At 41.5% G+C, this 24855-nt stretch carries 20 protein-coding genes and 1 tRNA gene; 11 read left to right on the top strand and 10 right to left on the bottom strand.

Features of this window, described 5'->3' with window-relative positions:
• Positions 1-7 precede the first annotated feature (7 nt).
• The 9 genes from C5749_RS13505 to C5749_RS13460 all read right to left on the bottom strand — a co-directional run bounded on the left by C5749_RS13505 (position 8) and on the right by C5749_RS13460 (position 12621).
• Entirely contained in the window at positions 8-700 is a 693-nt protein-coding gene (locus tag C5749_RS13505; RefSeq protein WP_105726685.1) for a MotA/TolQ/ExbB proton channel family protein, read from the bottom strand.
• Between the two features lie 38 nt (positions 701-738).
• Positions 739-1812, bottom strand: coding sequence for an HU domain-containing protein (locus C5749_RS13500; protein WP_105726684.1), 1074 nt, complete (start codon positions 1810-1812; stop codon positions 739-741).
• A gap of 40 nt (positions 1813-1852) precedes the next feature.
• On the bottom strand, positions 1853-3589 hold the full coding sequence (locus C5749_RS13495; protein ID WP_105726683.1) for a porin family protein: 1737 nt from the start codon (positions 3587-3589) through the stop codon (positions 1853-1855).
• 69 nt (positions 3590-3658) lie between these two features.
• A complete protein-coding gene (locus tag C5749_RS13490; protein ID WP_105726682.1) occupies positions 3659-6688 on the bottom strand; it encodes a tetratricopeptide repeat protein in 3030 nt (1009 codons plus the stop codon).
• A gap of 244 nt (positions 6689-6932) precedes the next feature.
• The gene (locus C5749_RS13485; RefSeq protein ID WP_105726681.1) at positions 6933-7871 is read right to left on the bottom strand and encodes an aspartate carbamoyltransferase catalytic subunit; all 939 of its coding nucleotides are present in this window, start codon (positions 7869-7871) and stop codon (positions 6933-6935) included.
• 22 nt (positions 7872-7893) lie between these two features.
• Positions 7894-8439: a bifunctional pyr operon transcriptional regulator/uracil phosphoribosyltransferase PyrR gene (pyrR, locus tag C5749_RS13480; protein ID WP_105726680.1), complete on the bottom strand. Its 546-nt coding sequence runs from the start codon at positions 8437-8439 to the stop codon at positions 7894-7896.
• Positions 8440-8488: 49 nt separating this feature from the next.
• The gene (locus tag C5749_RS13475) at positions 8489-11518 is read right to left on the bottom strand and encodes a glycosyltransferase family 117 protein (protein WP_105726679.1); all 3030 of its coding nucleotides are present in this window, start codon (positions 11516-11518) and stop codon (positions 8489-8491) included.
• 443 nt (positions 11519-11961) lie between these two features.
• Complete coding sequence (locus C5749_RS13465) at positions 11962-12378, bottom strand: immunoglobulin-like domain-containing protein (protein ID WP_105726678.1); 417 nt, start codon at positions 12376-12378, stop codon at positions 11962-11964.
• Positions 12379-12547: 169 nt separating this feature from the next.
• Positions 12548-12621: transfer RNA gene (locus C5749_RS13460), tRNA-Pro, on the bottom strand.
• 366 nt (positions 12622-12987) lie between these two features.
• Here C5749_RS13460 and rplS point away from each other — a divergent pair.
• The 3 genes from rplS to yidC all read left to right on the top strand — a co-directional run bounded on the left by rplS (position 12988) and on the right by yidC (position 17041).
• A complete protein-coding gene (rplS, locus tag C5749_RS13455) occupies positions 12988-13335 on the top strand; it encodes a 50S ribosomal protein L19 (protein ID WP_105726677.1) in 348 nt (115 codons plus the stop codon).
• 239 nt (positions 13336-13574) lie between these two features.
• Positions 13575-15182, top strand: coding sequence for a CTP synthase (locus tag C5749_RS13450; protein WP_105726676.1), 1608 nt, complete (start codon positions 13575-13577; stop codon positions 15180-15182).
• A 38-nt stretch (positions 15183-15220) separates the two neighbouring features.
• Positions 15221-17041, top strand: a complete 1821-nt coding sequence (gene yidC, locus C5749_RS13445) for a membrane protein insertase YidC (protein ID WP_105726675.1) — start codon at positions 15221-15223, stop codon at positions 17039-17041.
• Positions 17042-17096: 55 nt separating this feature from the next.
• On the opposite strand, the gene C5749_RS13440 is transcribed toward yidC, so the two are convergent.
• The gene (locus C5749_RS13440; RefSeq protein WP_105726674.1) at positions 17097-18446 is read right to left on the bottom strand and encodes an acyl-CoA dehydrogenase family protein; all 1350 of its coding nucleotides are present in this window, start codon (positions 18444-18446) and stop codon (positions 17097-17099) included.
• A gap of 234 nt (positions 18447-18680) precedes the next feature.
• On the opposite strand from C5749_RS13440, the gene C5749_RS13435 reads away from it, so the two are divergent.
• The 8 genes from C5749_RS13435 to C5749_RS13400 all read left to right on the top strand — a co-directional run bounded on the left by C5749_RS13435 (position 18681) and on the right by C5749_RS13400 (position 24769).
• On the top strand, positions 18681-18899 hold the full coding sequence (locus C5749_RS13435; RefSeq protein ID WP_105726673.1) for a hypothetical protein: 219 nt from the start codon (positions 18681-18683) through the stop codon (positions 18897-18899).
• A gap of 154 nt (positions 18900-19053) precedes the next feature.
• Complete coding sequence (gene purB / locus C5749_RS13430) at positions 19054-20403, top strand: adenylosuccinate lyase (protein WP_105726672.1); 1350 nt, start codon at positions 19054-19056, stop codon at positions 20401-20403.
• A 76-nt stretch (positions 20404-20479) separates the two neighbouring features.
• Positions 20480-21034, top strand: coding sequence for a NifU family protein (locus C5749_RS13425; protein ID WP_105726671.1), 555 nt, complete (start codon positions 20480-20482; stop codon positions 21032-21034).
• A 130-nt stretch (positions 21035-21164) separates the two neighbouring features.
• Positions 21165-22013 carry a transketolase gene (locus C5749_RS13420; protein ID WP_105726670.1) on the top strand — a complete coding sequence of 283 codons (849 nt, stop codon included), beginning with the start codon at positions 21165-21167 and terminating at the stop codon, positions 22011-22013.
• A 30-nt stretch (positions 22014-22043) separates the two neighbouring features.
• Positions 22044-22997, top strand: a complete 954-nt coding sequence (locus C5749_RS13415) for a transketolase family protein (protein WP_105726669.1) — start codon at positions 22044-22046, stop codon at positions 22995-22997.
• 13 nt (positions 22998-23010) lie between these two features.
• Positions 23011-23556 (top strand): RNA polymerase sigma factor, encoded by a 546-nt coding sequence (locus C5749_RS13410; RefSeq protein WP_105726668.1) that lies wholly within the window; start codon positions 23011-23013, stop codon positions 23554-23556.
• Between the two features lie 35 nt (positions 23557-23591).
• Positions 23592-24317 carry a hypothetical protein gene (locus tag C5749_RS13405; RefSeq protein WP_105726667.1) on the top strand — a complete coding sequence of 242 codons (726 nt, stop codon included), beginning with the start codon at positions 23592-23594 and terminating at the stop codon, positions 24315-24317.
• The gene (locus tag C5749_RS13400; protein WP_105726666.1) at positions 24317-24769 is read left to right on the top strand and encodes a hypothetical protein; all 453 of its coding nucleotides are present in this window, start codon (positions 24317-24319) and stop codon (positions 24767-24769) included. The genes C5749_RS13405 and C5749_RS13400 overlap by 1 nt, the downstream gene beginning before the upstream one ends.
• Positions 24770-24855: the final 86 nt, after the last annotated feature.

Below are 24855 nucleotides of genomic sequence, written 5' to 3'. Positions count from 1 at the left end.
TAATGTTTTACGCTCCCGGCTCATCCAATAAATCGATAAATTCCACCGCCTCGGTTTCCATACGGAGAATCAACCGCTCCACCATCATATTCAACGCATGGTAACCGATATAGGCTAAAATACCTACCGTCAATCCACTGGCCGACGCAATCATCTTGACATAAAGACCCCCGGAAACCGTACCAATATCAATCCCGCCCGCTATCTCAACTTCACGGAAAATCTGAATAACCCCAAAAATTGTTCCGACGAACCCCATCATGGGCGCGATACCGGCTATGATACCCAAGATATTAATGTTCTTCTCCAACTTGGAAACTTCAAGTTTACCCGCATTTTCTATAGCCCCTTCTATATCCTTAATCGGCCTCCCTACCCGAGACAACCCTTTCTGAAGCATCCTTCCTAAGGCGGAATTACTGGAACGGCAAGCTGAGATAGCTGCGTCCAAACGGCCAGACATCACGTTACTCTTCACATGTGACATCAACCCCGTATCCGATTTTGTAGCCTTTCTGATCGTGATATACCGCTCAAAGAAGATAACCAATGCGAGAAACAAAAGAAACGTGATCGGAATCATGATCCATCCTCCTTTCATCAACATCTGAATCATGTTTAGGCTCTCTTCTGTAGTTGCTAATTCTATAGCCTGCTGTTGAACTGTGTTCAAAGAATCCATCTCTTGCATAAATGACATTGTCTTTATTGTATTTGTTTATGGGGTTTATTTACTTCCTATTTAATCTTATCTGGCCAAGCATCCTTAATATGATGTCTTTGCACATATCTCAGTGCCGAATCTACTTCTTGTTTTGTTTCATACGAATCCCAGATTACTTTCTTCCGATTCTTTGCCAAATTGCTTGGAATCACCCTTACCCGCGGGAATCCAGCTTTATGGTAGGATTCAGCTTGTTCAAAAGCTTGTGCCAATGTCTTGTGTGAACCTATGATAATTTGCCACCTGTGATGCTCGGGAATCAACGGCTCCTGCCCTATTGCTTTTGCTTCAGTACTATCTATAGGATGTTGTGCTAGTGAGTCCGTAATCATTGTGGAATCTCCTACAAGAGAAAGCGCTGCCGTATCTTGCTCACGTAGCTTCGAATCGACAACAGACACTTGTTCTTGCGACCCTGATTGGTTTTGGTTCGCAAAATATAAAGCCACCATGATACCTACCGCGATCAACGCAATAATGACATACCAAATGGTGTTACTGCGGGATGTCGGCACCTCTTCTTCATCGGCAACAGTAGGTTCCACGATAGCTGCTGCCACCGGTTGCTCTATTTCGCTTGTTGCTTGTACTTCCGTCAGCGACTCATAATCGACGTCAGCATACCTCTCGGTTTCAGGTACCATTTCTTCTTGGTCTAGTTCTGGCGCTTCCGTTGTGAGAGGTTGTGGTTGCCCGACTAAGTCTGCTTCTACAGGTTCATAATGAAAGCCGGACAAATCCAACGCTTTGAACACATAACTGTCTCCATAACTTACTAAATAGCCTAGGTCATCTAACTTCGCTTGACCATCTTGTTGTACCCGACGAAGCAAGTCCGCCACTTGCGAGGCCACAGTTTCCTCTGCTTCCTTCCGGTCAATAAGATAGAGCTGTTGTATATATTGAATAAAATCGTACCCTCGATTGCCAGTTCTATCAAAATCAATAAAGGTTATAGGAGGAAGATAAACGTTCCGCTTCTCATCATACGTCGCCGACGTGTGATTCCGTCTAAAAGAGCCTAACCCGTTTACATGTACTTCGGATTGCCTTTTTAACAGATTATAAACGTTTTTACCTAAATTCATCCTATCTTCTATTAATTTGCAAAGTTATAATGTTCTGCGCTTAAAATGAAAAATTTAAACCACCAAGCACGTTAAATCCGAGTCTCGGATAATATAAATATGTCTGATATTCCGTATTGAATATATTATTTGCTTTCACAAAAAGCCCCAACTGTTTCGTTGCCTTATATTCTGCGCCCGCACTTAAATCAAAAAACGAGGGCACTTCTTTTCGATAGTAATCATCTGCCGATATGATGCCTCCAGTGACAGCATCATAATCGAAGGCTTTTCCATAGGAAACCCCGTGGAACAATGCTTCTGCATCAATATACAATTTCTCCGAGATATTAAAGCGCGCGTTAGCGGCCAACCGCAGCTTAGGCGTATGCCACACTTCCTCTTGCTGTGCTGCTGTATATTGGTCAATGTTTAAGCGACCGCCCAAATTCACGAGTTCGGAAAGACGTACATTGAGTTCGCCTTCTATACCAACATGTTTTACGGCTTTGTCGCCATCTCCGTCGTACACCATATCAAACCAAAAAGGTCTTTCCATATTATTTACAAACAACGGCATTCCCTCCAATTGCCTATATATGGCTTTTACTTTATAACCGAACGTAGCCCCTGCATTTCCCTTGATACCTCCAAAAACGTGTAAACGTTCCACCATATTTTGAATTGTCAAGTTTGGTCCTAAAAACGGATTTTGTCTTGCAAATTCCCGATAAGAGGCTTTTTTTACCCCCCCGTTTACTCCTCCGAAAATATGGAAGTACTCCGGCGCTAATGCGAAGTCCACTTCAGCGGAAGGAAAAATATTGAAGCTACTGCTATCCCCGAATTCGGGAATAAAGTTGGCTCCTAAAGTAATGGCATAGTTGTCTCCTTTAAATCGGATATACGGATTTAAAATAGCCAAGGAATTCTTTGTTCTTCCACCGTTAGTCATATTGTTCGTACCGTCGACACTGTTTATATCAACACTTACATTAGCACCCACATTAAAAGCATTCACGCGTTTATTTAAATAAGCGGATAACGCAACCGATGTTTCCTTCGCATCGAACTTATCATTAAATGAGTAAGCATCCAACTTTGCTGAGTAACTAATTGCCTGGTCATCATCCGGATCGTAATTACTGGTTAACTCGCCGGTAAAATAGATATCGTTGAACGCCTGACTTTCGGGTGATGGGTTTAGGGATGTCATGCCGTCATCTGCCAAAGGTATTCCATAAAAATTGGTAGCATAGCGATTATACCCGACTAAACCATCTACTGTAAACAAGGGTAAAATCCGTCTACCGAATACGCCCACTTCCTGACGAGAAAATTTCTGTCCTTCCAAGCTTCCCTTTTGACTTAAATGCTTTAGGAAACCACCTACCTGCATATCCTCGTAAGCATCATAAGCGAAATATCCTTCGCCCAAGATCGTATTGAAATTTCCTAAGCCAAACTTCACGTAATTGCTTCGTAGATCTTGTTCCCGTGAAAAAGGTGTTTCCTGTACATTTAGTTCCTTTAATCCCGTGTTGATGTCCAACTTTTTGTCCGGTATATTTCCATAGGATAGTTTCGGCATGTAACTACGCTTGTTTGTCATATCCGGACTGCGACGAATCTTGACAGCATCCGCAAGAAGGGGCCTATAATCACGGACAATATCAAAAGAATCAATCGTCACCGGTCTATCCGGAACGGTATCCCGCTGTGCATATCCCTTCACACCTATACCAAGTAACAACGCCATTATTGCGTACTTCCCAAATACTGTTTTATGCAATTTCATCTAAGTATTTTTTTCTTTATGGCTGATGAGCGCGCGCTCCGCTTGGCGGATCGGCTCCATCTAACTCTGTTATTTTAATTTTTGCAACCTAGACTTGGCTTCTTTTAGCACATCGTCCTTTTCGTTATCGTAATTATCTACTACACTTTCCAACGTTGACTTCGCTTGGAAGATATCGCCTTTGCCAGCGTAAGCATCAGCCATCAGGATAAACCCTTTTGCCACCCAATAGTCATAAGAAGAGAACGTATCGGCAATATCGAATGCAGATTCGATTGCTTTATCGTATTGTTTTGCTTTCAATTGCTGCTCCGCCACGAGATACCTTGCCTCTGCACCCGTAATTGTATTGCTCTTCAGCGCAGCCAGATTAAATTCTTTAAGCGCCTCGGCCGCCTTATTGGTAGCCACGTACGCTTTACCAGAGTAAAGGTGTGCAAGAGCGATATCTTCTTCGGAAGATTTATCGTGTTCTTTCACCAATTTCGCGTAGCGTTGTGTCTCCACATAATCGTCTATATTATAGTAGCTGATCAATTGGTTTTTTATCGCGAAACCGTAATTTGATTTATATTCAGAAGTCAACTCCAGCTTTCGCAATACCTGTACAGCCTCATTGTATGCTTTTTTGTTTAAATGCAATCTAGCAACGCTAACCAACGTTTGTTCCGTATAGGCACTTGTCCAGTCGTTCATGATTATATTAAAATCATGAAGGGCTTCATCATCCTTGCCTAACCGGGCGTAACTTTCTCCCCGGATAAAGCGTGCATGTTTTTCCTGAATGGGTTTCGGAAATTTATCAAAATAGGCGTTAATAGCTTCTACTGCCCCCTGATAGTTCCCTCTGTCAAATAGTGTCTTTGCTACGCTAAAGGTATGGGCGTCCTGTTCCGCTGTGCTCAGGTCACCAATATTGGTACTCGTCGCATAGCGAATATAGCCGGAAGCATCTCCCTTATCCAGATAGATATTCTCAATAGAACGCATGGCTTGCTGCGCCTCGTCAGTTATAGCATATTGATCAACTACACGCTGAAAAGTCTTTAGTGCCGCGTCGTTATCATTTTTATTATATTGCACCAGTCCAATCGTAACCAACGCTCTTGGCACATAGCTACTACGTGGATAATCTTCTACCATTTGCTGTAAACCATCAATTGCGCGGTCATGATCGCCCATTAAGAAATACGTGTAAGGAATCTCAAAAGCCACATCATCGGCATAGTTCGATTTTGGGTATTTTTGAACAACCGAATTTAACGTCGCGATTTTAGCGTTGTTATTCCCTTGCAAACCTTGTATAATACCTCTTTGGAATAACGCATAATCTTGACTTGCAGCACTGGAACTAATCAAACGATTATATTGTTCCATGGCCTTTCCGTAGTTTTTCATGCCGAAATAAGAGTCAGCCAAACGAGCAATAGCGTCATTACGTGTGTTCAACTCGATTCCGTCTTTACCGCCTGTTGCCAAGAAGCGTTCGAAATAGTTGGCTGCTGTAGTATAGCGATCGTTACGGAATGCAGCATAAGCAAGTGCATAATTCGCATAACTATAGACGTCGGTTTTACGAGCTGCAGGTAATTGCATAAATCTATTAAAATTGGCTACCGATTCGCCATACTTACGAACCTCATACATTGCCTCCGCTTTCCAATATAATGCCAGCGCGTATATTTCTTCATCGTATCGGTTCGCCTCCGAGCGGATAAACATGGATATGGCATTCTCAAAGGCGCGTTCATTGTAGAACTCTAGACCACGGTAATACGTCACCTTTTGATACGCCGCATTTGCATCTCGTCCACGCTTTCCTATACCCTCCAAGATATCCACCGCCGCACGGTAGTTTTTTGTGCTTAGCAACACTTCAGCCAACAACGTTTTTGCTTCTTCCAAACGTGCTGAACGTGGATACGTATCTAGGTATTCTTGCGTCGCATCCAATGCCACTTGGTGAAATTCCAACTCGTATGACAATTTAGCATAGTTGAAAAGCCCTTCTTCCTTAAGCTCTGGATCAAAATCCAATTTTGAAGCCCTAAAGAAAGCATTACGCGCACTTTGTTTATTACCCGTTTTCAAAAAAGAATCTCCCAGCGTAATCATCGCACTTTGGTAGTAGGCATCTGGTTCACTCAGTTTTTCCAGTTCGCTTATGGCTTTATCATAGTCTTTTAACCTATAGGCTATATAACCAATTTGATAGCTATCTTGATTATTTTGGGTCTTGCCTTGATCCTGGGACTGAAATTTATCGTAATAACTTTTTGATTTTTCTAAATCTCCTTTGATGAAGTAGGTTGCCGCCACTATACGGAAAAGTTCCGTCTCATTCTCTTGCTTAGTGCGGTCCAGAATAGGTAGCGCATAGTTCAATACGTCATCGTAGCGTTTGTCTAAGAAATAAAGTGCTGTAATATAGTACGGGTAACTAGTTTCATATGTTTTCGATCCAGCTAGTCGCTCAAATTCGTTCAGCGCGGTCTTATATTCTGCATTTAAATAACTCAGATAGGCATAGTAATAAATAGATGCTTCCTGATACTGGCCACTTTCGTCTTTTAATCGCTCAAATAGCGGTTTGGAAGCCTCGTAGTCATCGGTCATAAACTTTGCATAAGCAAGTTTGAACCGATATTCTACGTTTTCCGCTCCTGCAAGATTTTTGCTATCAATCTTCTCAAACCACTCGATGGCTTTGGTATATTCTTTCTTCGCATAATATGACCGACCTATCTGAAAATAGGCCGCCTTTGAATTTGCACTAGCCGGATAGTCTTTAATATATTTCAAAAAACGGGATTCGGCATTGGTATCGCCGAGCTCCAGCGCACAGATTGCCTGATAAAAGCGAACATTTTCTTTGATCAGGGTAAGCTCCTCCGTTTCGTCCAATTGCAAAGTGGATTTAGTTCGGATGTCCTCGACCCTGTCAAACTGCTTTACAGCAGAACTAAATTTCCCTCTTTCAAACAACTCCATTCCGGATTTGTACGCATTGTTTATCTGTTGCCACGCTGTTTGCTGTCCAAACGCAGTGGTTCCAATTAAACTCAATGCCAGTCCCACACCATAAATTTTCTTATTCATACTGATGAATTATTCAACAAAAAATCTTCGCATTATACATAAAAACGCCTCACCTCAAGGCTCAATTCTTCAGGATACTAAATTATAACTAAACTTTCACGTTTTCCTCAAAAGTTCTTAACATCTGTTGGTAACCATGCATTTATAACGAACTTTTTACCCAAAAAATATGCCCGACTTTCAGAAGTTGAGCATATTTTTATTTTTTAATATCTTCGGCAAATACGCAGACCTATTATGGTCCTTACCCCCGTTGCCCCGCAAGCAGATAAAGTACCGCCATACGCACCGCTACACCATTTTCAACCTGTTCTAAAATAATGGCATGTTTACTATCCGCGACATCGGATGTGATCTCCACTCCTCGATTTATCGGGCCGGGATGCATAATCGTGATTTCTTTGTCTAAGGAATCCAATATTTCTCTATTAAGTCCATAGAGCATGGAATACTCCCGTAATGAAGGGAAATAACCTATGTCCTGCCGCTCGAGCTGTATACGTAGCATATTGGCCACATCACACCATTGCAAAGCCCTACGCAGATTATGTTCGATCTTAACGCCGAGGGAGCCGATATATTTAGGAATAAGCGTTGTGGGTCCACATACCATTACTTCTGCTCCCTGTTTTTGCAAGCAAAGGATATTTGACAATGCAACACGCGAGTGCAATATATCGCCTATAATCGCCACTTTCCGTCCAGCCACATCACCAAGCCGTTCCCGAATAGAAAATGAATCAAGCAACGCCTGTGTAGGATGCTCGTGGGCACCGTCCCCCGCATTGACAATTTGCGCGTCGATGTGTTTACTAAGAAAAATACCAGCACCGGCATATGGGTGGCGCATGACAATCATATCAACTTTCATGGCCAAGATATTGTTTACCGTATCAATCAACGTTTCACCTTTGCTAACGGACGAAGAAGAAGCTGCAAAATTGATGGTATCGGCAGAAAGGCGTTTCTCCGCCAACTCAAACGACAAACGCGTGCGTGTAGAGTTTTCGAAAAACACATTCGCTATCGTAATATCTCGTAAGGAAGGTACTTTCTTTATCGGGCGGTTCAATACTTCCTTAAAATTTGCTGCTGTGTCTAGGATAAGCTGAATATCATTTTCATTCAAGTCCTTTATTCCTAGAAGATGTCTTGTACTTAGCTGCTCAATTGTAGTTGACATGTTATGAAAATTTTCTCTCGCTTTATTTCTTTTCCGTAATCAGCACAATGCTATCTGCCTCATCAATATCCTGCCAGCTCACAATTACCTTTTGCGAATCTATAGAATCGACCTGTATCCCGATATAATCAGGTTGGATGGGTATCTGGCGGGAAAAGCGACGGTCGACAAGCACCATGAGTTCCATTTTCCCCGGTCTACCGAAAGCCTGCACGGCGTCCATAGCCGAACGGATCGTTCGCCCTGTCCATAGCACGTCGTCAATCAAAACAACGTCTTTATCATCCAGCATAAAATCAATATCCGTACTACTAGCGGCCAGTGGATTAGCGCCCTTCATTCGAAAGTCATCCCGGTAAAACGTGATATCCAAAATACCCAACTGCACGTCTACACCTGCTATTGCTTTAATTTCCTTTTGAATACGTTCTGCTAGATAGGTGCCTCGGGGCTGGATACCAATTAACACCGCATTAGAAAAATCACCATGATTCTCAATCAGTTGCTGGCACAGACGTTTAATTGTTATCTGGAATTTGGCTCCTTCTAATAAAATAGACTGTTTCATCATCGGAATATTTAAGCAAAAATAACGTATTTTTCGGGCTTTTTTATCTTTATTCGCCCCCTTGTTCAAAATAATGCCTATACGTATTAAACAGTGCATCGGCCTGTTTTTTCAGTTCGGGCTGATCGACTTCATCTAATAATTGTTTGTATCGCTGAATCGACGCTAAACCGAAACGCATATTCCGATATTCCAGATTAGACTTCGTTTTTGCCACAGCTTCGTAATAAGCCATGTTTTCACGAATATACGTTAAATTTCGCTGTGCAATCTCGTTTGCTTTCGTAGTTTCACCGACCTCGTACATCACACTCAACAGCGGAACGTACCCCATCACCTCAGACATCAGAAAAGCTCTTTTCGGCATATTTTCATAAGCATCCAGCACCAAATTCTTTGCCTTATCCGTTTCACCTGATGAAAGCAATTGTTGTGCTGGTTGACCATATATCGAGCCCACATACATGCTGATATAGCGATAGGAATCGGGATCTATATACGATGCATTCCCAATATTACCCCACGAAAATTTATTCATCACATTAGCGTAGATTTGATCTATATTCTCGATCGTAGAAGGGTCTCCTTCTTTCAATCCGAAATCGACAGGCATCAAGCGATACGCAAAACCTTCGTTTACCAAGTATCTGTCTAATCCCATATAGTTGGTTTCCGGCGTCGTAATCGTGTAATATATGGGGCGTTCCCAATTGTTGTTGGCAAGAATCGCTAACATAGAAAGTTCTGCACGGCTCGCATAGTTCTGGCTGTATGTCCAACGCATCGTATCCACAAGAGCAGATTCCCATTCTTTGGGAACAACCTTATTGGCTAATACCGCTTGTTTATCTACTGCCAATTCCATTTTCTTGGTTGGCAATACGTTAACAAACTCGCCACTTTGCAGCTGAGCTTTATTTTGCGGGTTATCGGATAACATCACCTTCAAGAGGTCTTGTACCGGAACATACCCCGGAATATTATAATCTTGATAATAAATGACATCACGCACCCCGTCTTTAATCAATTCGGGATCAATATTAATAGGCAGGGCGTCGGCATCGTTCACTTTTTTCATCATCTGTTTCATATACCAATCAGCACTAAGCAAACTTAAATTGACGACACGTACATCGGTACGGAAACCCTCAACCTCCTGCACGTACCACAGTGGATAGGTGTCGTTATCACCATAACTGAATAAAATCGCATTTGGTGCACACGATTCTAGGTAATTTCGGGCCATATCGCGGGCTAAGGATTTCTCCGAACGGTTATGGTCATCATAATTCTGTGCAATCAGGATGACGGGGCCGGCCAATACGCCCACGACTGCCGCTGCATATCCAGCAACTTTAACATTTGTCTTCTTCCGAAGGAAATCTGCAATCGCCATGACTCCTAATCCGATCCAGATACTGAATGCGTAGAACGAACCAGCATAAGCATAGTCCCGCTCACGAGGCTGCAACGGGTTTTGGTTTAAGTACAGCACAATAGCGATACCAGTAAAGAAAAACAACAGTCCTACTACCCCCGCATCGCGCTGCCGCTTGCCAAAATGCCAGAAAGCACCTAGTAACCCCAGGATAAGCGGAAGGAAAAAGTATGTATTGCGAGACGGATCTGTTTTTGCGGAAGCAGGCAAAACATCCTGACCGCCAACCAATGTATTGTCAATGGGCTTGATACCACTGATCCAGTTCCCTTCAGTAAAAGAGCCATGCCCTTGTTGATCATTTTGGCGACCGGCAAAATTCCAAAGGAAATAACGCCCATACATGTGTCCTATTTGATAACCAAAGAAGAACTTTACATTGTCTGCAAACGTCGGAGATTCATTGGGACCCAACCCCAAATATTCACGATAGTATTCGGGATGCCCTCCTTTATCACTATAAATTCGCGGAAATAGCGTTTCTCTGTCATAACTGTATACGGGATTACGTTTGGCAACCACATACTTGTTACCATCTTTACGATATACCTTTTTGCCATCCTCAACGCCGGTTGGACGCGCATCAAAGAACTTCCCTTTAAAGAGGGGTTCATCGCCGTACTGTTCCCGATTCAAATAACTGAGAAAAGAAAAGGCATTATCGGGGTCACTATTATTTAACGTAGGGTCAGCCTTTGCCCGAATCATAATCATCGCAAAAGAACTGTATCCTAAGATAATAAATGCCGTACTGATCATGGCAATGTTCAAGATATATTTGTTCTTTTTGCTCGAATAATAAATACCATAGACCAATCCCCCAACAAGCAATAGGATAAAAAATGCAAGTCCTGAGCCAAAACCCAAACCGAGCGTATTCACAAAAAATAAATCAAAATAGGCTGCAATTTTAACAGAATATTGGATAACCCCCCATAAAATAAAGCCCAACACGACGACCCCTAAAGCCAATGCTTTGAAGATACCTGCTCCGGTACTCTCCTTCGTCTTGCGGAAATAAATAACCAAAGCAATCGCCGGAATAACGAGCAAGTTCAGCAAGTGTACCCCGATGGATAGCCCCATCACATAGGCGATCAATATAAGCCACTTATCGGCTTGCGGCTCATCTGCACGCGCTTCCCATTTCAATATAGCCCAGAATACAACAGCGGTACAGAGGGAAGACATGGCGTACACCTCAGATTCCACAGCAGAAAACCAAAATGTATCTGTAAAAGCATACGCCAACGCTCCGACCACGCCGGAAGCCATAATTAAAAACAGTTGCAAAGGATTTATCTCGACATCACGTAACGTACCAACAAAGACCTTGCGTGCTAAGGCAGTAATCGTCCAGAACAAAAAGAGAATAGTTAAACCGCTGCATACCGTCGACCCAATATTCATCCAAAATGCGATACGAGTGACATCTCCCATAGCCAAATTAGAAAAGACATTTTGAATCATCAGAAACAGCGGTGCACCTGGCTGGTGCACAATCTGCATTTTATATGCCGAGGCAATAAATTCCCCACAATCCCACCAACTCACCGTGCGTTCCACCGTCATGACATATACTATAGTCGCGATGATCCCACATATCCACCCTAAAAGGTTATTGATCTTCTTGTAATCCATTCTCTACTAGATAAGGTTATTCTAAAATATGCTCCGAAAATAAGGAATAGTAATCGACTATTAAATAATATTTGCACATTTTAACGAAGTTTGTTACAAACAATAAGGCTCGGGCGTAGCGTATCATGCTCGTGATGAAAAATATTTCCTTGAGAATCAGTCTGGATATAGGAATTTAGTTATTTTTTTTTGTAAGTTTTAAAAACTGGCGTATATTTGCATCGTCAAAACGGGAACACGCTGTTTCGACGAGAGTTTGTCCCATAGTATAAGGGTAGTACAAGTGATTTTGGTTCATTTAGTCTTGGTTCGAATCCAGGTGGGACAACAAAAAAGGAGCGCAGGTTTTGCGCTCCTTTTTTGTTTAGGCAAGTATTTAATATTTTTTTTTCACATCTTCTAGCAGCTGATCGCCGGGAAACCCATCTTTTAAATCGCAACGACTACCGAACGGTAAATTCGACGTAAACATTAAACACTTCCTTTGTTTCTTGATAATCAGACTTTAGGTAAAATTTAACAATCCTGTAATTCCCGACTCTATAATCAATCTGTTCGGTGAAAAGGTCCTTTTCGTAAGTATAAAAAACCGAGGGAGAGAAGTTGTAACTTATATCCTCGAAAGTTTGCTCGGGCGATACTTTTATCCATTCTTCATTTTCATAAAACTCGATCCAGTAATGCAATCCCGCCGAGATAGTTTCCTTCGTATTATTTATCATGGTTACCTCTACTGTCTCCGGAAGCTCGGGGAGATTAAAAACACCCGGCGTAACCGATAAGGTTACGCTTTCCTCCTGTATCGGCGTGTTACTCGATAAAAAAATAGCCGACATTATAAGCAAAATAAACTTTCCCATATAGTCTTGTTGCAAAATACGAATACTTGATATCTTATCCAATATTTTCTGTGCAGGATTGGCTCAGCCCCTCGCCCCCCGGGCCAGCTCTGAGCCATCCTTCGGATCGAACCACGGTTCTTCACCCTGCCTATAACGAAAAAAGCCCGACTTTCGTCGAGCTTTTTCGTCGGGGTGGCAGGATTCGAACCTACGACCTCCACATCCCAAATGTGGCGCGATACCGGGCTACGCTACACCCCGAAACGGTACCTTTTTTTTCTGTGGCACAAATATACGGCATATTTCATTACTGTCAATACTTTATTTAAGATTATTTCCTAAATATCTCATTAATTGCGCGATAATTACCTTTTTTGGGTTCCAGAAATCATTTCACACATGACACCTCTTTCGTAGGAATGCCAAGAATAGCTTTCAAAATTCCTTCCGGGCACAAAAGATAAATATAATATAAAAAATAAAAACTTTTCCCTATCTTTGCACCCGCTTATCAAAAGCCGTTTAATTAGGTTTTTGAAAAAAGTATTTTTTTATTTAAAATAAAAGCTGTAATATTGCATTCCGATTTTTACAGGATATAAAATCGTTTAATAAGTACTCGAAATCATGGATTTAGTAAAATTTGTAGAAGAACAAGCGGTAGTGAAAAATGAGATTCCCGCTTTCAAGGCCGGAGATACCATCAGCGTTCATTATAAAATTCGCGAAGGAAATAAAGAGCGTGTCCAAGTGTACCAAGGTGCAGTTATCCAGTTAAACAGCGAAGGTACTAACGCGACTTTTACCGTTCGTAAAATTTCTAACGGCATAGGTGTTGAACGTATTTTCCCTATAAATTCACCTAATATTCAAAAAATAGAAGTTAATAGCGTAGGTAAAGTTCGTCGTGCTAAATTATTCTATTTGCGCGGCCTTACTGGTAAAGCTGCACGTATCAAAGCAAAACGTGTATAATAACGTATAATTGTAAGACATAAAAAAACCGCTACTAAATTAGCGGTTTTTTTTATGTAACTCGGTTAATCCTCTGACCCTTCACGATAACCGCAGTATATTTGCACCAAGTGACGCTTGCGGTTTTTTATGCTTTAATTTCGGTTAGTATCGAAAAAAAACTTATCTTTGTATCCCGTACATAAAGCAGATTTAAAGCCACATTTAAGGCTTAAAATAGTTGAAATTCCATTATTGCTATGAGTAAATATATCTTCGTTACGGGCGGCGTAACCTCGTCGTTAGGAAAAGGCATTATAGCTGCTTCCTTGGCCAAACTCCTACAAGCTCGGGGACTTAAGGTAACTATCCAGAAGTTTGACCCCTATATCAACATCGACCCAGGAACCCTGAACCCGTACGAACACGGAGAATGCTACGTAACCGAGGATGGAGCAGAAACCGATCTGGACTTAGGTCATTACGAGAGGTTTTTAAATGTTTCAACTTCACAAGCCAATAATGTCACAACGGGAAGAATATACCAACATGTTATCGATCAAGAACGGGCGGGAGCTTATTTAGGCAAAACAGTTCAGGTCGTACCACATATTACCGATGAAATCAAGCGTCGGATGCAACTCCTTGGACAAACCGGCGAATATGATATCGTTATCACAGAACTAGGCGGCACAGTAGGCGATATAGAATCCCTTCCATTCATTGAAGCAGTAAGACAATTACGCTGGGAACTTGGCAATAGCGACTCTTTGGTAATACACCTCACCCTCGTACCTTATTTAGCGGCGGCAGGAGAATTAAAGACAAAACCCACGCAACACTCCGTAAAAACGTTGCTAGAATACGGTATACAGCCCGATATTCTGGTGTGTCGTACGGAGCATAAACTAACACACGATATCAGGAAAAAGCTCGCCCAATTTTGTAATGTAAACATCAATGCCGTAGTCGAATCTATCGATGCGCCGACTATATATGATGTACCTTTAAATATGCTAAGGGAACAATTGGATAAAACAGCTTTAGCAAAACTGAAATTGTCCAATAAGAATGAACCGAATCTAGATAACTGGAAAACGTTTCTGGGTAAGCTCAAAAACCCGACGAGCGAGGTATGTATAGGGCTAGTTGGTAAATACGTAGAACTTCCTGACGCTTACAAATCAATTACAGAGGCTTTTATTCACGCAGGTGCAATGAATGAAACCAAAGTAAAAGTTAAGTATATCGCCGCGGAAAGCATAACTGATGAAAACGTAGCCGAGAAACTAAAAGACCTTGCCGGTGTTTTGGTTGCTCCCGGTTTCGGTGAGCGTGGATTAGAAGGTAAATTAAGCGCTATTAAATATGTACGAGAAAACAAAGTTCCGTTCTTCGGTATTTGCTTAGGCATGCAATGTTCCGTCATTGAGTTCGGAAGGAATGTGCTTGGTTTGAAAAAAGCGAACAGTTTCGAAATGGACGAAAAAACGCCTCACGCTGTCATTAACCTAATGGAAGAACAAAAATCCATTACAAATATGGGCGGTACCATGCGTCTCGGAGCGTATACATGCGAAATTAAAAAAGGCACGAAAGCTTATTCTATTTATGGTAAAACCAAAATATCCGAAAGGCACAGACACCGCTATGAATTTAATAACGTATATCTAAAGCAATATGAAGAAGCCGGTATGACCGCCTCCGGCAAAAATCCAGAAACAGGATTGGTGGAAATCGTCGAATTGAAAAACCACCCCTTCTTTGTCGCGGGTCAATTCCATCCCGAGTTAAAATCGACCGTAGCAAATCCTCACCCTCTTTTTGTTAGCTTTGTAGCCGCCGCTATCGCCTACAAAAAGGGTTGATATACACGTTATATAATATTAAAAAATAAAAATAAGAAATGGATAGAAATACCCTCATTGGATTAGTGCTAATTTTTGGAATCCTAGCAGGCTCTTTTTATTTGATGAAACCTACAGAGCAGGAACTTAAGCAAGAACAGCGACTTCAGGATTCGTTAAAAAGGGTAAGAGAAGGTCTCCCCCCCGTAGCTGATACATCAAGCGCCAATCTTCAGACAACAATAGATACTGCTGAAATCTCAAATAAACCGTTCGGTAGCGCCCAACTAGGTGAAGAACAAATCGTCACACTGGAAAACGAGTTACTTATCGCCAAAATAAGTTCCAAAGGTGGACAAGTCAAATCTGTTCAATTAAAGGACGAAACAAATTATGACGGCAAACCGCTCATGATTATTGACGAAGGGCAGAACCAATTCGGCTTCGTTTTCAAAGCCAACGGCGAAAATATTAGCACCAGTAGCTTGAACTTTACACCGCAAAGTGGAAATATTTCAATTACAGGCGAATCTACCCAATCGATAGGCTTTAGATTAGAGTACAGTGAAACCCAATATTTAGAATACACCTATACAATTAAGGGTAATGACTATAATATAGGTCTTGATGTCAAAGCTGTAGGTATCCAAAACCTCATGGACATCAAAACTAATTCTATCGGGTTAAACTGGGAAACTACCTTATTGCGAAAAGAACGTAACGCAAAATCCGAACGTGAGCGGTCAACGATATTCTATAAGGAACTTGCCGGCGACGTAGACAACCTTTCGGAAACAAGTGACGATAAAGAAAACCTCGAAAACAGATTAAGTTGGATAGCGTTCAAACAGCATTTCTTTTCTACTGCGATAACATCAAATCAACCGCTGAACAACGCGGAACTAAGTGTATCTTTCGATGCAAACGATGATGTTATAAAACATTATAAAGCGGTTGCTGATTTGGAATTCTCCGCCCAAAAAGACAATCATTACACGTTCGATTTCTTTTTCGGTCCCAATCAGTATAAAGTATTAAAAGCACATGGAGATGATTTCGAAAAGATCATCAAGATGGGCTGGGGACCTATGGGTTGGATAAACAAATTCATCACGGTGCCTATTTTTGATCTCCTCGATGGTCTTCATTTAGGCTACGGTATTATCATCTTAATATTAACACTTATCCTAAAGGGCGTATTATTTCCATTGACCTACAAATCATACAAATCAATGGCGAAAATGCGCGTATTGAAGCCACAGATTGACGAAATTAAAGAAAAGGTAGGTGATGATAATCCCATGTTACTCCAACAGGAGACTATGAAGTTGTATAAGCAAGCCGGTGTAAATCCGTTAGGTGGATGTCTGCCACTCTTATTGCAGATGCCTTTTACGCTCGCTTTCTTCTTTTTCTTCCCCAACCTATTTGAGCTGCGGGGTGAGAGTTTCCTTTGGGTAAAGGATTTATCTACTTATGATTCGCCGATCACTTTTTCTCCAATTTTCGGAATTGGACACATCTCTTTTATGTGTGTGCTCATGACATTGACAACGTTGTTGACTACATGGTATAACAATGCGACATCGGGAGCTGCAGCCAACAACCAAATGAAATACATTGGTTACTTTATGCCATTGATATTTTTCTTCGTGCTAAACAGCTTTCCAGCAGGATTAAACTACTACTATTTCTTATCAGCAGTTTTGACATTCCTCACACAATTTATTATCCGTCAGTTTATCGACGATGATAAAATTTTAGCGAAAATTGAGGAACATAAGAAAAATCCGAAAGCGGCAAAAAAATCATCGTTTCAACAAAAAATGGAGGAAATGATGCGCCAACAGCAAGCACAACAAAAAAACAAAAAGAAATAAAAATAAAGCCCGAACAGATGTTCGGGCTTTATTTTTTAATGTATATTCTCTACTCTTATACAAACGCACTTATTCCTGTAATACTTCTTCCAACAATCAGTGAATTTATCTCCTTTGTACCTTCATAGGAATAAATAGCTTCCGCATCAGCCAGGAAACGAGCAACATTATATTCTAACAAGATTCCATTACCCCCCATAACTTCACGTGCCCTTGACACAATGTCTCGTGTACGCAGTGTGCAAAAAACTTTAGCCAAAGAAGCATGCTCGTCCTTTAGTTTTCCCTCATCTTGCAGCTCTGATAGTCGAAAAACCAGCGTCTGCATAGCCGTCAGATTGGAAAGCATCTCTACCAAGTGATTTTGAATCAACTGAAATGAAGCTATAGGCTTCCCGAACTGTTTGCGCTTTAATGTATAGTCCAGCGCATTTTCATAAGCACCACGGGCACAACCAACCGCCATCCAAGCTACCCCTGCACGTGTCATCTGCAATACCTTTGCGGTATCCTTAAAACTATTTGCAAGCGGCAAACGATCAGACTCTTGCACCAGGCAGTCTGTCAACGTAATCAGTCCATTTTGCACGATACGCAATGCCATCTTACCCTTTATTTTCTCGACCATAAATCCCGGGTTGTCCTTGCGTACGATGAAGCCTTTTACTTGATTATCATCTACATCGCGAGCCCAAATGATGGTAATATCGGAGAACGTAGAATTCCCGATCCATTTCTTCTGACCGTTTAGCACCCAACCTTCCGCCGTCTTACGACAAGTAGTGGTCAAGCCTCCTGCCGTTGCTGATCCTACTTCCGGTTCCGTTAATCCAAATGCACCAATTTTCTCTAATCGCTGCATTTGGGGCAACCATTCATTTTTTTGCTCTTCAGAACCGCACATATAAATAGACCCCATTGCCAAGCCACTTTGCACACCTAGAAACGTCGCAATAGAAGGATCTATTCGTCCAAATTCCGCGGCTATTATGCCATCCATCAACGAAGTGCCTCCAGCGCAGCCATACCCCTTATAAACATATCCACACACATTCAACTCGGCTAACTTAGGGATAATTTCAAAGGGGAATTCGTCATGCAACCAATACTTATTTACGATAGGTTTGATTTCCCGTTCTAAAAAACCCCTCACCTTTAATTGGAGATTGCGATCATCGGCAGATAACTTAGCTTCTATGTTGTAAAAATCAGCATCGATTTCCGGGGCTTCCCGTTTCTTTCTATCGCTTGTTAACAACTTTGCCATTCCTTTCAGCTGTTCTTCACTCATTTTTGACATTCCATCCATGAGCGCCGGAATATCGACTTTCTTGGACAACGCATCCAGCTGCTGTAAGTCTACGTGCTTCAACAATTGAAGCATATTTTTCAGTTTCTTTATCATGTTCCGTTATTTGGGTTATTCTTTTAAAAAGTAACATTTTTTTTATGAAAAATGTTTTTTATTATTGTTTTTCAGCAAAACACTACTATATTTGCGCCGGCTTTGTAACAGGTAATATACAAAACGTGATTCGTTTTTATATATATTTTTTATTTAAAAGACGGGTTACCTTTTATAATTGCTGGTATTAAAGTGTAATAAACAAATTTGTTTCAATAAAATAGAAAATTAAAAATGAAAAATTTATTAAAATTCGGATTTTTAGGTCTAGCTTTAACAATTGGATTCGCTTCTTGTGGCGGTCAGCAAACTCAAAACGAAGATGCTACTGAAACAGTAACTGAAGGAATTGAAAACTCAACTGAGCAATTAGCTGACTCATTGGAAAATGTAGCTGACTCTGTTAGAGCAGAAGGCGATTCTATCGTTGACTCTTTGGAAAACGTTCAGTAATCCGATCAATTAAAAAATAAGTCAAAACCCACACCGCTGTGTGGGTTTTCTTTTTTTGAAAGCGTTTGTTTTCGAGTTTTTCTTATTTTTGTTCCGTAGTTTTATCGCGCCCCGAAAGGCAGGTATCTAAATTTTAATTTTTATTTTCGTTATCATGAGCTTATCATCTCTAACTGCCGTCTCTCCTATTGACGGACGTTACCATAACAATACAAAGGAACTCGCAGACTTTTTCTCGGAATTTGCCTTGATTAAATACCGCGTCCTAGTGGAAGTAGAATACTTCATCGCATTGTGTGAATCAGGAATCCCACAATTAACACATTTTGACGGTTCACTCAATGATCGCCTTCGCCAAATTTACGAGAACTTTTCGTTAGATGATGCGCAATGGATTAAGGATACGGAGAAAGTAACTAACCACGACGTTAAGGCAGTCGAGTATTTTCTAAAGAATGAGTTTGAGAAACTAGGTTTGCATGACTCGATCGAATTCATCCATTTCGGATTGACTTCCCAGGATATAAACAATACCGCTATTCCATATTCCTGGAAAGATGCCCTGCACCAAACGTATCTTCCAAACATTCAGGAATTGGTGGAAGAACTAAAGTCACTTGCTAAACAGTGGGAGAACGTACCTATGCTAGCGCGGACACATGGGCAACCTGCTTCTCCTACCTGCTTGGGAAAAGAAGTGAGGGTCTTTATCGAACGCATAGAGAAGCAATTGGAATCATTACAGCAAGTCCCCCTTTCAGCAAAATTTGGTGGCGCTACGGGTAATTTCAATGCACATCATGTGGCATACCCTGCCACGGATTGGGTGGCCTTCGGCAATCATTTTGTAAATGAAAAACTCGGTCTCTCCCGTTCCCAAACCACTACCCAAATTGAACATTACGATAATTTTGCTGCAAGTTGTGATGCTTTCAAACGTGTCAATACTATCCTCATCGACCTGTGCCGGGATATGTGGACATATATCTCAATGGAATATTTCAAACAAAAAATTACAGCGGGGCAAATTGGGTCATCGGCCATGCCGCACAAAGTAAATCCGATAGATTTTGAAAATGCAGAGGGCAATTTAGGTCTTGCCAATGCTTTGTTTGAACATTTGGCAGCAAAGCTTCCTATTTCACGCTTACAACGCGATCTGACTGATTCGACCGTTTTACGAAATATAGGTGTTCCATTTGCGCATACCATTATCGCGATCAAATCCACCCTTAGAGGCCTTAGAAAGCTTATTCTTAATGAACCTGCACTCGAAGCAGATTTAGAAAACAATTGGGCGGTAGTAGCAGAAGCTATTCAAACAATATTACGAAGAGAAGGATATCCTAAACCTTATGAAGCACTAAAAGATTTAACACGCACCAATACGCATATAACACAAGAAACAATCGCTTCCTTTGTAGATAGCTTGCATGTAAGCGCCGAGATTAAGGAAGAAATCAAAGCGATTTCTCCCAGTAATTATACCGGCATGGTACGATAAGCTTTGACGTCAAAATGACCTGCATTGGCATATTTTTGGCGTATATTTGTCAACTATAAGTAGATTACAAAAAAATATGGCAACAATTAACGTATATACAGAATCGACTCCTAACCCTTCTACCATGAAGTTCTTGGTCAATAAATTATTGATTAACGGTAGTTTGGATTATCCTGACCGGGAGAAAGCACAAGAATCCGATTTCGCCAGAGAGTTGTTCAAATTCAACTTTGTAGAAGGCGTCTTTTTTGCGAGTAACTTTGTAACCGTTACAAAAAGCGAAGGAGTCGAATGGTCTGATATCGAGCCATTATTAAAAGACTTTGTAAAAGGCGCAGTGGAATCGGAACTAGCAGTTAAGCCAATCGAGCACTCCGAGGAGGTAAACTTCGAAGGCACGGAGATCGAAGTAAAAATTCAGCAGGTTTTGCACGACTACGTTCGCCCAGCAGTAGAACAGGACGGGGGGGCTATCGCATACAGATCATTTGATAACGGCGTGGTCACCGTAGAATTACGAGGTTCTTGTAGTGGCTGCCCTTCATCTACCATTACCTTAAAAGCTGGTATTGAGGGATTGTTGAAAAGAATGGTACCAGAGGTGGAAGAAGTGGTCGCTGAAGCCCTGTAACCCAAAATAAAAAAGTAAAAAAAAGGGAAGATTGTATAATCTTCCCTTTTTTAGTTGTGCTTTTTATCAGCTACTCTACTAAAAATCATTAACTTTATAGCCAAAATAACCGAAACATTATATTTCAAAAATGAGTGCAGATATCAACAAACTAGAACAGATTGCTTCACAGGTAAGACGTGACATCGTTCGTATGGTACATGCTTGCCAATCGGGTCACCCGGGAGGTTCGCTTGGTTGTACGGATTATTTTGTAGCGTTGTACTTTTACGCGATGAAAAATGATCCTTCCTTTAATATGGACGGCATCGGAGAAGATTTATTTTTCTTATCGAACGGACACATTTCTCCCGTTTTCTATAGTACACTGGCCCGTGCGGGATACTTCCCTGTGAGTGAACTTGCTACGTTCAGAAAAATTGATTCACGTCTTCAAGGTCACCCCACCACACACGAAGGGCTACCGGGCATCCGTATCGCTTCGGGCTCGTTAGGACAAGGTCTATCAGTTGCTATCGGTGCTGCGCAGGCGAAGAAATTGAATCAAGACGATAATTTAGTTTATGTAATGATGGGCGATGGCGAGCTACAGGAAGGACAGGTTTGGGAAGCGGCGATGTATGCCCCCCACAACAAAATGGACAATATTATTGCTGCCATCGATTACAATGGTGCGCAGATTGATGGTGCGACAAAGGACGTTTTGTCCTTAGGAAACCTCCGCGCAAAATGGGAAGCTTTCGGCTGGGATGTGATGGAAGTAGAGCAGGGAAATAACATGGCTGCCGTTATACAAGGTTTAGACGAAGCTAAATCACGCACAGGAAAGGGCAAACCTGTCATGATACTACTACACACGGAAATGGGTAAAGGTGTAGATTTTATGATGGGATCGCACAAATGGCATGGTATTGCCCCTAACGACGAACAGCTAGCGTCTGCATTGGCACAAAATGCGGAAACCTTAGGAGATTATTAATAGATGTTAGACAGGAGACGATACTAAGAAATGAAAAAATATACTTATACAGAATCGAAAGATACCCGTTCCGGTTTCGGTGCCGGTCTATTGGAGGCAGGGAGACAGAATGATAAGGTTGTGGCACTTTGCGCCGATTTGATCGGGTCACTAAAGATGAACGACTTCATTAAGGAGTTTCCGGAACGTTTCTTTCAGATCGGAATCGCCGAAGCCAATATGATGGGCATCGCGGCTGGCTTGACCATAGGTGGCAAGATTCCTTTTACAGGTACGTTTGCCAACTTTTCAACAGGTCGCGTATACGATCAGATTAGACAATCCATCGCCTACTCAGATAAAAATGTGAAGATATGTGCTTCGCATGCCGGATTAACGTTAGGAGAAGATGGCGCAACACATCAGATACTGGAAGATATCGGATTGATGAAGATGCTTCCGGGAATGACGGTTATCAACCCTTGCGATTTTAACCAAACAAAAGCGGCTACGCTAGCCCTGGTCAATCACGTGGGACCTGCTTACCTACGTTTTGGGCGTCCTGTTGTACCTAATTTCACACCGTCCGACCAAGTCTTTGAAATCGGAAAGGCCGTCATGTTAAACGAAGGTACAGACGTGACGATTATCGCTACAGGACATTTGGTCTGGGAGGCCATCCAAGCAGGTGAAGAATTAGAAAAGCTAGGTATTAACGCGGAGATTATCAATATCCACACAATTAAACCCTTGGATGAGGAAGCCGTCTTGAATTCGGTTAGTAAAACAGGCTGTGTGGTTACCGCCGAAGAACACAACCGTTTAGGTGGTCTGGGGGATAGTGTCGCGCAGCTTTTGGCAACGAAGAGACCTACTCCTCAAGAATTTGTTGCGGTTAATGATAGCTTTGGCGAATCAGGAAAGCCGGCACAACTGATGGAGAAATACGGACTTAATGCAGCTTCGATCGTAGCAGCAGCAAGAAAGGTAATCACTAGAAAATAGTTACGGAGAACAAATGGAAGACGCCTTAATTATATCAAAATTTGCTGATGAAAGCACACGCGAAGAGGCGTTTGGCTATTTGCTCAAAAAATACCAACAAAAAATATATTGGCACGTCCGCCGGATGGTTATTGACCATAACGATGCAGATGATGTCGTGCAGGATATATTCATCAAAGTTTGGCGAAACCTTGAAAAATTTCGGGAAGATTCCCAACTTTATACGTGGCTATATCGCATAGCTACGAATGAATGTATCACTTTTCTAAATAGAAAAAAACAAAAGCAGAGCATGTCGTTGGACGACGACAGCTCTGCTTATCTAGCAGAAACGTTAACAGAAGGAAGCTATTTTAACGGTGACCAAGCACAAATGAAATTGCAACAGGCACTTTTGACGCTTCCTGATAAACAGCGATTGGTATTTAATATGAAGTATTTTGAGGATCTCAAATACGATGAAATATCGGAGATTCTTGGCACCAGTGTCGGAGCACTAAAAGCCTCTTATCATCTGGCAGTTAAAAAAATAGAGCACTTTTTTACATCACACGATTAAACCCTAACAGGCTTTTCGACTCTAAACAAGTGACTATGAAGGAAGATAATACATATTACGATGGAATGGATGGTTTAAACCTACCGGGATCATTACGTATAAATCCCTTTATGGTACCCGAATCCTACTTTTCTCAGTTAACAGACAACATACAGTTCCACGTCAAAATGGAGCAGTATAAAAATGTTGTACAAGGAGAGTGGGAGGTTCCTCCAGGATACTTTGAAACTTTATCGGATAAGATCCTTTCCCAGACTAGCATAGAGGCCGTCGCGAAACAAGAAGCGTTAGATGTTCCGGCAGGCTATTTTGAGAACCTATCTGAGCGTATTCAAACCACAGTATTTGAAGATAAGCTAAAAGAACGGATAGCTACTGATGGCTTTACGATTCCGGATGGTTATACTGGGATACTGAAGGATAAGATTCTTGCGCAGACAGCGAGCAAAGAAAGAAAAAAAACAATGGTGCGAAGGCTGAATTCCAACAAATGGATTCAGTATGTGGCAGCAGCTTGTGCGGCTTTAGTGATCGGAGTTGCTTCCTACAATAGTATAGACCGTGAAGTTGAAGAAAGTTTCTATGAATCACATCTGTCTTCTATTCCCGATGACGAGATCATTCACTATCTAAGTGCTTTGAATGACAGTCATGATATTCTTTATATTATGGAATGCATAGATCATTCTCATGACGCTGGCGGGGTTTGTACGCATGTAAAGGAAAATGATATTGAAGACTATTTAAATTATGCGTTATAATGTTACGTTTTAAACATTTATTTGTCACGATCGGTGCAGTTATATTTTGTATCTTGTCAGCGAGTGCACAGCCTCGGGATTCCAAACGATTTGCAGCGATTGAGAGCGAAAAAATTGCTTATATCACGAAAGAGCTTAACTTAACCCCTGCTGAGGCGCAGCGTTTCTTTCCTATATATAATCAATATAGTAAAGACGTTTGGACCATTCGATCGCAGAAAAAAGAAAATACCGAAAGCCCTTCTCCGAGGGGAGTAAACTCCTTTAACAGGTCCGATAGATCGAAAAAGCGGGATGTACTCTCTTACGACGCCAAAGAGCTAGAGATTAAAAAAGAATATCGAAAAAAGTTTGCTGAAGTAATCGGTTCAGCAAGGGCTTCGCAGTTCTTCGAAGTTGAACAAAGTTTCCGTGAATTGCTTTACAAAGAATTGCAAAGAAGAAACCGTTGATTAAAATGACGGAGTAATCAGTGACGAAGTAACAAAACAACCATCGCTGGTTACTCATACATGTTTACTGGTCACTCATCTTGTTT

Source organism: Sphingobacterium gobiense, assembly GCF_002980575.1.
Classification (GTDB): domain Bacteria; phylum Bacteroidota; class Bacteroidia; order Sphingobacteriales; family Sphingobacteriaceae; genus Sphingobacterium; species Sphingobacterium gobiense.
The sequence above is the reverse complement of the archived record's forward strand: the minus strand, read 5'-3'. Positions and strand labels throughout refer to the sequence as shown.